Origin of the sequence: Nostoc flagelliforme FACHB-838, from assembly GCF_014698065.1 — a bacterium.
In the GTDB taxonomy this organism is placed as follows: domain Bacteria; phylum Cyanobacteriota; class Cyanobacteriia; order Cyanobacteriales; family Nostocaceae; genus Nostoc; species Nostoc flagelliforme_B.
Map to the genome: position 1 here is coordinate 1 of NZ_JACJSI010000441.1, position 4573 is coordinate 4573.

Here is a 4573-nt window from a genome sequence, read left to right on the forward strand (position 1 = left end):
GACATGGATATTTTCGCACTCCAATTGCTATTGCTACTAAACTTTGGGCTTTAGGTTATTCTACAAGCCCCTTTCTCGATAACTATAGTAGTGCTGAAATCGCCCGTGTTCTGTGTGTGCATTCTACTACGGTTTCTGGTTGGGTACGCCGTGGTTGGCTGAAAACTAGCCGCCGTTCTTCCAAGCGTTATCAAGTTCGGAGATGGCATCTTAAAAGCTTTTTTGAAAATCCCCCACAACATTTAAAAAAGCGTATTGCCTCTATTGACTCCGAAGCCATTAATTACTTATTGGGGAGAAAAGCATGATTGACCACATTAACGCACTGAAAACTAGCTGGTATCTCTCCCCACCTTGGGGTCAAACAATTCCATCCGTTGAGGTGAATTTACTGGAGAGAGTATACCTCAGAACTACGAGAACATTTGGTTACTGCTGCGGTATGCAATGGAAGCCTGAAACTTGGCTTTATTCAATTGATTGCCGTAATGAAATACTTCACGCTACACAAAACCAAATCATCGCAACTGGAGAGTTAAAAGCTATCAAAGTGCAAAAACCTGCTTTTGTTCTAGGCGAAAGAGTGATGCTCTGTTCTCACGATAATGGAACAAAACAACGGCTGATTTTGGGGATTGGGCTGGTGAATAATTCTTGGTTTTATGTTGTTGAATTGGTATCGCCAACCTTAACTCAATCACGGACTATATCTAATCGTTTCTCACTGGTTGGTGAAAAAAGTTTAGTGCGCGTAAATGTTTAATTCTTTCTAATCACACAACAGAAAATTATCACCCAATTAAATTTATGTCACAAATTGAAGTCGCACAAATCATCGAACAAATAAAACAAGAGATTGAAGTTGACGCTAATGGTCAGGGCAAGGCCAGTGTTCGGGCAGCAGCAAGACTGGCTGGAGTTGATGAAAAAGCAATTCGTAACTCCTTAGACAGTGCGGAACTGAAGCTTTCAAGATTAGCTACAATCCTTACAGAGCATGGTTTTCACCCTGCGGAACTCCGAGAATGGAAAACCAAAGGTATCCCCGATATTGCAATCGCTATTATCTTAGACTACTACGCTCACGAAGCAGGGCGATACTGTACTAAACAAGCCAGATTAGTTTGCAAAGCATTTAATACCATTGGCGTTAGAGCATGGATTCAAGATGTTTTAGGGTGGGTGAAACCGCCAACTGTTCAACAGCCACAATCACCAATAGAAATCATTCTTCAAAATGCACAGAATCTAGTTGCTATTGCCCAACAACTTTTTGAGCAAGACTGCCGTCAGCGTGAACTAGAGCAAGCTATTCTTGCTCAACAAAATTTCAATCAACAACTTCAACACCGACTAAAAGCCGTTGAAGTTGAGCAAGACAGAGTGAATACCCCATGCGGTCACAAATATAGTGTTGTTGGTTTCGCTAATCTTCAAGGTTTAGAAATATCTGTAAAAGAAGCAGGTGCTAAAGGTAAGAAAGCCAGTGCTTTGTGTCGGAATGTTGGAATAGAAATAGAACGCATTCATGACCCACGCTTTGGAAAAGTCGGTTTGTATCCAGAAAGTATTTTGGTTGAGGTTTTTAAAGCCGAACAGAACTAACAGCAGTTTCAAAATTTGAGAAAACTACCATGCAACAACTCAATTTATTTGCTGAATTAGCCCCAGTTTTACCAGTCACTTATTATCCCGATTTCTTAAGCCTTGAACAAGCCAACTCGCTTTACCAAGACTGCCTAAAACTGGAGTGGCAGCAAAATCAAATCAGGATCGCGGGTAAAACAATGCCCGTTCCCCGCCTTGAATGTATTTACGGTGATGCCGGATGTGATTACCTCTACTCGAATAGCGTGTTTTTGAAACCCCTGACTTGGACAGATGCTCTGTCTAAGTTACGAGATAGGATCACCGCCTTAACTGGCTATAAGTTCCGCATAGTTATCGGAAATCAGTACCGCAGTGGACAGGATTCGATTGGTTGACACGCTGACAACGAACCATCAATGGGATCTAACTCTGCAATCGTATCAGTCAGCTTAGGTTCATGTCGCAAATTCCAAATCAAACCGAGAAATGGCAAAGCAACAGACTTCTGGCTGGAACACGGAAGCTTGCTTGTAATGCACCCAGGTTGTCAGTCTACACATCTGCACCAAGTTCCCAAGACCAACAAAGTGGTTAGGACACGTATTAATCTCACATTTCGACCACATACAGCCAAAAGCAGATAATTCTGATTTTTTCAATCTGAGCAGATAAACAACAGCACTTCAAAGAAGCTGTCAACCCTGATTCTATATCAGATTCACTGGCTGACAGCATCAATTTTCGTGCAATTGATTTTTCTAAGTCATCTACAATCACAACTTCTTAGTTTGTTTGTACTATCTTATTCCCTCAAAAAGGAGTCAAATCATGGGAGAAGCAAAACGTCGTCGGTTATTAGATCCTAATTATGGCTTACCTAAAATACCCAATACTTCTGAACCAACCTCAAAAGAAGTTTTCAAAAAACAAACTGATTTCAAAACTGTACCTAAAAATCACTTCATTAATTCTCATTATGAATTACCAAAGCATTATCTAAATTTACGTGACTCCTCGAACCAAAATGATGCTGTTCATTTGAGCCACACAATTGATACACATCAGAATCCAAACAGTGAATTAACTCCCAACCACTGGCATGAATGGGTGGTCAATTCCGCCGTTGACCCCAAACTCACTGCCCTAAATGTCCGATCTTTAAGTGGTTCGGAAGTATACGAATACCTTTTATACGCTCTCCCCCAAACTGCCAGACGCAACGATGGGCGACTGCGCGATGGCTACTTGAAAAGATATGCCCATGTAGAGTCGGGTGCATGGTGGCTTAGTGGACTCGACCCGCTCAATAATTGGCTACCGATGGACTGGGGACGCATGAAACCTGATTACCCAAGGCTCGAATGGGACAAGACAACCCAAGAGCAAACTCAAAAGCCTGTCAAATACGAGTCACCCCCCAAAACTCCCAACCGAGTCACGTATCTAAGAGTCCCTCTGCACATTTGGCGCTTGATAGCCCTGCGGTATGACGTACCGATGCCAGAACTAATCACCGTTACAGAAGTTGGTGAAGCACTGGGCTTTTGGACTTGGGTCATGGCACACCCCTCCATCCCAGTATGCCTTACGGAGGGCGAGAAGAAGGCTGCTTGTCTTCTGACTTTGGGATATGTAGCCATCGCACTTCCTGGAATCTGGAACGGTCGCGTGGGCAAGGAAGATTTAGAATACCTGCACCCTGATTTAGTCCCAATGGCGCAAAAGGGTCGTAAATTCGTTATCCTCTTCGACTACGAAACCAAACCCAAAACCAAACAGCAGGTTTTTGCTGCTACTCGCCGCACCTGTCAAGTAATTCTCCAACTTGCCTGTCAATGCGAAGTAGCAGTTTTGCCTGGGCCCGAAAAAGGAATTGACGATTGGGTTGTGGCACTGGGGAAAAAAGCTGATAAAGCAGTTAGCACAATGATTGCTGATGCCTTGAGAATCAGCGAGTTAAACCAAAGATTTTTCGTGAATCGCGTCAGGGGACTTCACAAATTCAAACCTAATATTGTCGTGAATACTCGCTATCTCTCCACAGTCATCCGCTCTCTGCCTCAATCTGGGTTAGTGGGTTTGGCTTCTGACATGGGGACAGGCAAAACTGAAATCTTAGCGATGATTAGAAGAGATAACCCAGACTTGAGCTTTTTGAACAACGGGCATCGGGTTACTTTGCTCAAGAATCTCAGCGATCGCTTGCAAACTGCCATGTACTCTGCGATTTCTTGCGGTGACTGGGCTAAAGCCAAAGCACTGAGTATCACTGTAGACTCGCTGTATAAGATGGCGAATGATTTACAGGCTTATGACATTCTATTTATTGATGAAGCCTGCCAGTATCTCGCTCACTTGCTCAAATCAAAGACCTGCAAAGAACACCGGGGGGCTATTCTGGAAGTGTTGGAGTATCTGGTTTACAATGCCAAATTGGTAGTGTTGGCAGATGCTCACCTCGATGACTTGACCATTGAGTTTTTTATGCGAATGCGACCGGCTGGTGCCCTACATCATCAAAAATGAGTATCGCTCTGGGGGTCGTCAGGTTTATTGGTACGAGGGGAAAAACAGTAGCGCGATCGTTGCCGAGTTCCATGCTCAGTTGATGCTTGGTAAAAAACTGATGATGGTCAGCGACAGCAAGCGGTTTATCAAAAAGCTGGAACGAGCGCTCAATGATGGTTCAGCAATTGATGATGCTTATGATACACCCGAATCAGCCGAAGACCGCAAGTTACGGGTGTGGGCTATTCACTCCGAGAACAGTGGTAGTGAGGAAAATGTGATTTTCATCAGGGAGATTAACATTGCCATTAAGGATATTGACGCTTTTTTAATCAGGACTTACGCAACTGGCACAATGCGATCGCCAATTACTAGTACATAAGTATTATTTGAATCTGATTCCGAATGCCTTGTATTTGTAATAAAAGCTGGTGTATTGGAAGCAAAGCATGAAATATTCATGAGAAAATAGGTA

At 43.3% G+C, this 4573-nt stretch carries 6 protein-coding genes and 1 pseudogene; all 7 read left to right on the forward strand.

The features are described 5' to 3' along the window. A partial coding sequence (locus H6G97_RS54200) for a terminase gpP N-terminus-related DNA-binding protein (RefSeq protein ID WP_242056081.1) occupies positions 1-308 on the forward strand: 308 nt, incomplete at its 5' end. Next, positions 305-763: a DUF1392 domain-containing protein gene (locus H6G97_RS46045; RefSeq protein ID WP_190947094.1), complete on the forward strand. Its 459-nt coding sequence runs from the start codon at positions 305-307 to the stop codon at positions 761-763. The genes H6G97_RS54200 and H6G97_RS46045, both read left to right, overlap by 4 nt. A gap of 44 nt (positions 764-807) precedes the next feature. After that, entirely contained in the window at positions 808-1605 is a 798-nt protein-coding gene (locus H6G97_RS46050; protein ID WP_190947095.1) for a hypothetical protein, read from the forward strand. Positions 1606-1634: 29 nt separating this feature from the next. Then, positions 1635-1985 carry an alpha-ketoglutarate-dependent dioxygenase AlkB family protein gene (locus H6G97_RS54205; protein ID WP_242056082.1) on the forward strand — a complete coding sequence of 117 codons (351 nt, stop codon included), beginning with the start codon at positions 1635-1637 and terminating at the stop codon, positions 1983-1985. 12 nt (positions 1986-1997) lie between these two features. Continuing rightward, positions 1998-2234, forward strand: a pseudogene (locus tag H6G97_RS54210) (alpha-ketoglutarate-dependent dioxygenase AlkB); the annotation flags it as partial. A 184-nt stretch (positions 2235-2418) separates the two neighbouring features. Next, complete coding sequence (locus tag H6G97_RS46060) at positions 2419-4116, forward strand: DUF3854 domain-containing protein (RefSeq protein ID WP_242056084.1); 1698 nt, start codon at positions 2419-2421, stop codon at positions 4114-4116. Next, entirely contained in the window at positions 4094-4480 is a 387-nt protein-coding gene (locus H6G97_RS54215; protein WP_242056085.1) for a hypothetical protein, read from the forward strand. The genes H6G97_RS46060 and H6G97_RS54215 overlap by 23 nt, the downstream gene beginning before the upstream one ends. The last annotated feature ends 93 nt before the right edge of the window (positions 4481-4573 follow it).